Annotated in this window: 8 protein-coding genes; 4 read left to right on the forward strand and 4 right to left on the reverse strand. The window is 64.0% G+C overall.

The features are described 5' to 3' along the window. The 3 genes from AAC023_RS13455 to dapB form a co-directional block, all read left to right on the forward strand. Nucleotides 1-540, forward strand: a 540-nt coding sequence (locus AAC023_RS13455; protein ID WP_339741711.1) for a DnaJ C-terminal domain-containing protein, incomplete at its 5' end; no start/stop codon positions are given. Between the two features lie 59 nt (nucleotides 541-599). After that, nucleotides 600-1,685: a hypothetical protein gene (locus AAC023_RS13460; protein ID WP_339741712.1), complete on the forward strand. Its 1,086-nt coding sequence runs from the start codon at nucleotides 600-602 to the stop codon at nucleotides 1,683-1,685. After that, complete coding sequence (gene dapB, locus AAC023_RS13465; RefSeq protein ID WP_339741713.1) at nucleotides 1,682-2,509, forward strand: 4-hydroxy-tetrahydrodipicolinate reductase; 828 nt, start codon at nucleotides 1,682-1,684, stop codon at nucleotides 2,507-2,509. The genes AAC023_RS13460 and dapB overlap by 4 nt, the downstream gene beginning before the upstream one ends. On the opposite strand, the gene AAC023_RS13470 is transcribed toward dapB, so the two are convergent. Continuing rightward, complete coding sequence (locus AAC023_RS13470) at nucleotides 2,506-2,790, reverse strand: hypothetical protein (RefSeq protein WP_339741714.1); 285 nt, start codon at nucleotides 2,788-2,790, stop codon at nucleotides 2,506-2,508. The genes dapB and AAC023_RS13470 overlap by 4 nt on opposite strands. A 174-nt stretch (nucleotides 2,791-2,964) precedes the next feature. On the opposite strand from AAC023_RS13470, the gene AAC023_RS13475 reads away from it, so the two are divergent. After that, a complete protein-coding gene (locus AAC023_RS13475; RefSeq protein ID WP_339741715.1) occupies nucleotides 2,965-3,639 on the forward strand; it encodes a YafY family protein in 675 nt (224 codons plus the stop codon). A gap of 10 nt (nucleotides 3,640-3,649) precedes the next feature. On the opposite strand, the gene AAC023_RS13480 is transcribed toward AAC023_RS13475, so the two are convergent. The 3 genes from AAC023_RS13480 to AAC023_RS13490 all read right to left on the reverse strand — a co-directional run. Next, nucleotides 3,650-4,108 (reverse strand): VOC family protein, encoded by a 459-nt coding sequence (locus tag AAC023_RS13480; protein WP_339741716.1) that lies wholly within the window; start codon nucleotides 4,106-4,108, stop codon nucleotides 3,650-3,652. Then, nucleotides 4,109-4,696 carry a hypothetical protein gene (locus AAC023_RS13485; protein WP_339741717.1) on the reverse strand — a complete coding sequence of 196 codons (588 nt, stop codon included), beginning with the start codon at nucleotides 4,694-4,696 and terminating at the stop codon, nucleotides 4,109-4,111. 9 nt (nucleotides 4,697-4,705) lie between these two features. Further along, the coding region (locus AAC023_RS13490; RefSeq protein ID WP_339741718.1) for a methylated-DNA--[protein]-cysteine S-methyltransferase at nucleotides 4,706-5,284 on the reverse strand (579 nt) is incomplete at its 5' end.

The following is a 5,284-nucleotide window of genomic DNA, read 5'->3' on the forward strand; positions in this document are numbered from 1 at the left end:
GGCGTCGGCCGCGTGCGCAAGAACCGCACCCTGACCGTCAATATCCCGGCCGGCGTCGAGGACGGCACCCGTATCCGCCTCGCCGGCGAAGGCGAGGCCGGCGCCCGCGGCGGCCCGCGCGGCGATCTCTATCTCTTCCTTTCCGCCAAGCCGCACGAGATCTTCGAGCGCGACGGACCCAATCTCTATTGCCGCACCCCGGCCTCCATGGTCTCTGCCGCGCTCGGCGCGACGGTCGAGGTGCCGACCATTGATGGCGGCAAGGCCGAGCTGAAAATCCCCGCCGGCGCCCAGACCGGCCGCCGCATGCGCCTGCGTGGCAAGGGCATGCCCCGCCTGCGCGGCGGGCCGCGCGGCGATATGGTGATCGAGCTCTTCGTCGAGACTCCGCGTAATCTGTGCGATCGCCAGAAAGAGCTCCTGAAGGAATTCTGCTCGCTCTCCGGAGAGGGCTGCAATCCCGACAGCGATGGCTTCTTCCACAAGGTCAAGCAATTCTGGAGCGACGTCACCACCGATGACGGCCGCCCGAACGCCTAGCTGGATTTGGCTCAAAGGGCAGGTGACACAACCATCCGGTGCAGCCTAATGTGACGGGCATGACTGAAAGTGACTCTGCCCCCGAACCTGCCCTGGACCTCGAACGCTTCACCCCGGCCGAGACCGCGCTCTACCGTTGGTCGCCACTGGGTTTCTGGGGCACGACGCTCGCCGTCTTCATCATCAGTTTTGGCTCGTTTGTACTGATTGCCGAGACCTTTGGCCGTCCGCATCTGGGCTATGTGAATGCCGCGGGCGCCTGGCAGCTGAACACGGTCAGCTGGATCGGTTTCGTGCTCTCCATGATCCTGACAACCGGTGTCGCGCTGACCCAGATCGGCCGCCGCCGCTGGGAAACCCAACGCGTCAGCCTGCTCGCCGCCATGGATCCGCAAGGCCGCGAGGCCGCAAATGCGCTGTGCGACGGGGTCCCGGCCTCCTGGCGCCGCCATTACTGGCTGCTCACCCTGTTCGGCTTCATTGGCGGCATTATCTTCAATATCATCATGACCGATGCCGAAGGCGTCACGCCCGGGGAATATATCCAGTCGATCGGCCTGTGGTTCCTGGTGTTCTCGCCCTGGCTCTATGCCGTCGGCATGCGCGCCGGCCTTAGCCTGGCACGCGAGGGCCGGGAAATGCGCAAACTGATCGACAGCCATGTTGTGATCGATCTCTATCATCTTGAACGGCTGGATATTTTCGGGCGCATCGGGCTGGCTGCAGCCGGCTCATGGCTGGTGATGGCCGGCGTGCTCCTGCTCTTCATTGCCGACCCCCGCCAGGCCTGGATTGCCTTGCCCGCGATCGGACTGGCTGCGCTGGGCGGTGTGATGGCGCTGACCAATGCGGTCCGCCCGATCCAGCGCAAGGTCCATGCGGCCAAGACGGCGGAACTGGCCGAAGTACACCGGCACATGGCGCAGGCGCGCGAGCGGGCCTTTGCCGGCGATGACATGGCCGCCTCGGCGCTGGCCGGGCTGACCGATTATGAAGTCTGGGTCGAGCGCCGCCGGGAATGGCCGATCTCGACTTCGGTCACGCTGCGCTTCAGCCTGTATATCCTGATTCCGATCCTGCCGATTCTGGGCTCTTATCTGTTTGAAAAATTTGCGGATCGCATGCTTTCCGGAGGCGTATTTTGAAGTCAGTCACCAAAGTCACCGTGCTGGGCCCGACGGGCCGGCTTGGGCGCGCCATCTGCGCCGCCGTCCTCGATGCACCCGACCTGAAATTGGTCGGCGCCATTGTCCGCAGCCAATCTGCCTATCTCGGCGAGGATGTCGGTGAAATGCTCGACCGCGACAGTGTCGGCTGCGCCACCACGGTTCCGTTCGAGGATGCGCTTGAACTGAGCGATATCGTCATCGATGCCAGCATGCCGACCATGACGATTTCGGTCGCCGAACGTATGGCCGTGCAGGCGCGCAGTTGCGGCCTGGTCACCGGGGTGACCGGCTTTACCACCGAACAATCCGAGCGCCTCAAGACCGCCGCCGAGCGCGTCCCCATCCTGGCTGCGGGCAATTTCTCCCTCGGCATCGCCGTCGTCGAGGCACTGGTCGAACGGGCCGCCATCCTACCGGCCAAGGACTGGGATATCGAGATCTCCGAGACCCACCACCGGCTCAAGGCCGATGCGCCTTCAGGCACCGCGCTCCTGCTCGGGCATGCGGCAGCGCGCGGCCGCGGCATCAATCACGAAGCCATGGCCGTCTGGGCCCGCGAAGGCGTGACCGGCCCGCGCCGGCCCGGCACGATCGGCTATGCGGTCAGTCGCGGTGGCGGCATTATTGGCGAGCATGAAGTGCGTCTGCTTTCGGACATGGAGGACATTTCCATCACCCACCGCAGCCATGACCGCCGCGTCTTCGCCCGCGGTGCAATCTCGGCTGCGCGCTGGATGTGCAAGGATGGTCAGGGCCGTGAACCCGGTCTGTATTCGATGCAGGATGTTGTTAAGGTTTAGCTTACCTGTTTCACGTGCGACATTGCCAATACGGTGTCGATCGCCGCGATGAAATCCGCCATTACCGGGTCACTCATGAAGGCAATTTGCGCCGATTTCGCATCGGCGAGCGTGGCCCACTCAACCTGATCGACGAAATGCCGGTTCTCCTCAGCCGTTGCGTAGCGGGTCCAGCCAATGAAGCCTGGATAGGCCGCGAGCGCCGAGCGGGCCTTTTCCCGTGCTATTTCCGCGGCTTGGATATTCTTGACAGTATATGTCACGATCTCGAATACGGTCATGGTCCAGTCTCCTGTGTCTCGACAGGCCGGACCCTAAACGAGCTCAACTGACAGCCTGACGTCAGGAGACATTCAACGGGCTGCACGTCCACGGGCGCACGCAAAACCTGGCTTGCACCTGACCACAAATACTGACACCTTGCCGCCATACAAAAATGGCGTCAGGAGATGTCAGTGCGTCGTGCCGAAAGATTAATCCGCATCATCCAGGCCCTGCGCCAGGCCGCACCCGGTGCCGTCACCGCCCAGGATATGGGCAGCCGGTTCGATGTTTCCGAACGCACTATTTATCGCGACATTGCACATCTGATCGGTTCCGGCGCGCCCATCGATGGCGAGGCCGGCGTCGGCTATGTGCTGCGGCCCGGCTTCGATCTGCCGCCGATAACCTTCAGCTATGAGCAACTCGACGCTCTGGCCCTGGGCGCACGCTTCGTGCGCGCGACCGGCGATCGCGATCTCGCCGCGGCGGCCTCGGAGGCATTGTCGAAGATCGAACACGCCCTGCCCGACACGCATCGCGAACGGCTGAAATCGGCGCCGCTGTTTGCCGCCTTCCTCGACGACACGGTACGTCCGGAAGCCTTTGGCCCGGTGCGCAATGCGATCACGAACCGGCGCAAATTGCGGGTGCGCTATAATTCGCTCGAGGATGAAGCGACAACGCGCATCATCCGCCCGCTCGCCCTGACCTGTTTCGGCCGTATCTGGCTGCTGACAGCCTGGTGCGAACTGCGAAATGATTTCCGCCATTTCCGCACTGACAGAATCGAACGCGTCACCGTCCTCGCCGAAAGCTTCGAAGACGAGGTCGGCAAACGGTTCGAGGATATGCAGCGGGCGGGCTGAGCGGCGCGCCCTACCAGCTCCCGGTATTCTCCATCGAGGCCCAGGGCTCTTGTGGCGGCAGGCTTTCGCCTTTTTGCAGCAATTCAACCGAGATCAGATCGGGTGAGCGGATGAAAGCCATATGGCCATCGCGCGGCGGGCGGCAAATCAGATAGCCCATGGCGTCGAGATGGGCGCAGGTGGCGTAGATATCGGCGACGCGATAGGCGAGATGCCCGAAATTGCGGCCCCCCTCATAGGTCTCCGGATCCCAGTTATGGGTCAGCTCGACGCAAGGCAGGCCGGTCGGGATCGGGCCGCCGGTATAGCCGGCGCGTGCGATATCGTCTGGCGTGGCGAGAAAGATCAGGGTGAAGCGCCCGGGCTCGCTGTCGAAACGGCTGATTTCCTTCAGGCCGAGCCCGTCGCAATAGAAGCGCAAGCTGGCATCGACGTCCGAGACGCGGACCATGGTGTGCAGGAATTCCATCTATTCGGGCTCCGTGGCGGGCTTTGTTTCGGGTGTTGGTTTGGGCTCGGGCGTCGGGTTGGGGCGCGCGCGGACAGCCCATTTCGGACGGCCGCGCTTGATCACGACATCATCAAGCGGTTCGCCGCGGGCACGCGCCAGGGCCGGCTGGAAGGCTTCCGGGGCGCGGGCATGATGGATGCGCGCCACGATCGCGGCACACAGCGCCCACAGACCGCAAAACCCGAAGAACATGTAGAACATCCACGGGTAATAGCCGACATCATACCAGGGTCCGCCATCGAGCATTGAGGTGAAGACCGGCCAGAAAGCGACCAGGGCGATTGCCGCCAGCGGCGTCGCCAGGGTCGCGGTCAACAAGGCGATGGGCATGTAGAGCGCCCAGCGCGGCTCATGCGCCCCGACATAGAGCTTCACGAAAACCGCTTCCTCGACACCCTTGATCGTGCCGGGCTTGCTGAGAACCCGTTCGGCATATTCAGCCCGCGCATCGGCGGCCAGATTGATCCGCGCCGCCACCCATCGCGACAGCAATGAGGCCGAGACGGTGAAAATCAGCAGGGCAATGATATAGAGGGTCAGATTCATGCCCCCCTTTTACCCCCTCGCTGCCTCATAGGCGAGCATGGCGCGCTTGCGGTCTACACCCCAGTGGTAGCCGGTCAGAAGACCATTGCTGGCGAGGACGCGGTGGCAGGGGATCAGCCAGGAGACCGGATTGGCGCCAACGGCGGCACCGACCGCGCGCGAGGCCTTGGCCGAGCCGACCGCGTCGGCAATGGTTTTATAGGTCGTGGTCGCGCCGGCCGGGATGGAGAGCAGGGCGCGCCAGACCTGGCGTTGCCAGGGCGTGCCATATAGCGCCAGCGGGATCGGCTCGCCCGGCGTCGCCGCAAACACGCGCTCGGCCCATTCCCGCGCGACATCATCATCGCGGCGATAATCGGCGGCGGGATAGCGCGCCTTGAGGTCGGCAAAGCCTTCCTCAACATCCGGGTCGGCAAAGGCCAGGGCTGACAAGCCGCGCGGCGCGATCAGAAACACGGCCTCGCCAAACGGCGTCGGGGCCGAGCCCCAGACAAAGTCCAGCCCGGCCCCGCGGCGGCGCGCTTCGCCAGGTGTCACGGCTTCATGAGCAATGAAGAGATCATGCAGCCGCCCGGGGCCGGACAGGCC

Origin of the sequence: uncultured Maricaulis sp. (assembly GCF_963976135.1) — a bacterium.
Lineage (GTDB): Bacteria > Pseudomonadota > Alphaproteobacteria > Caulobacterales > Maricaulaceae > Maricaulis.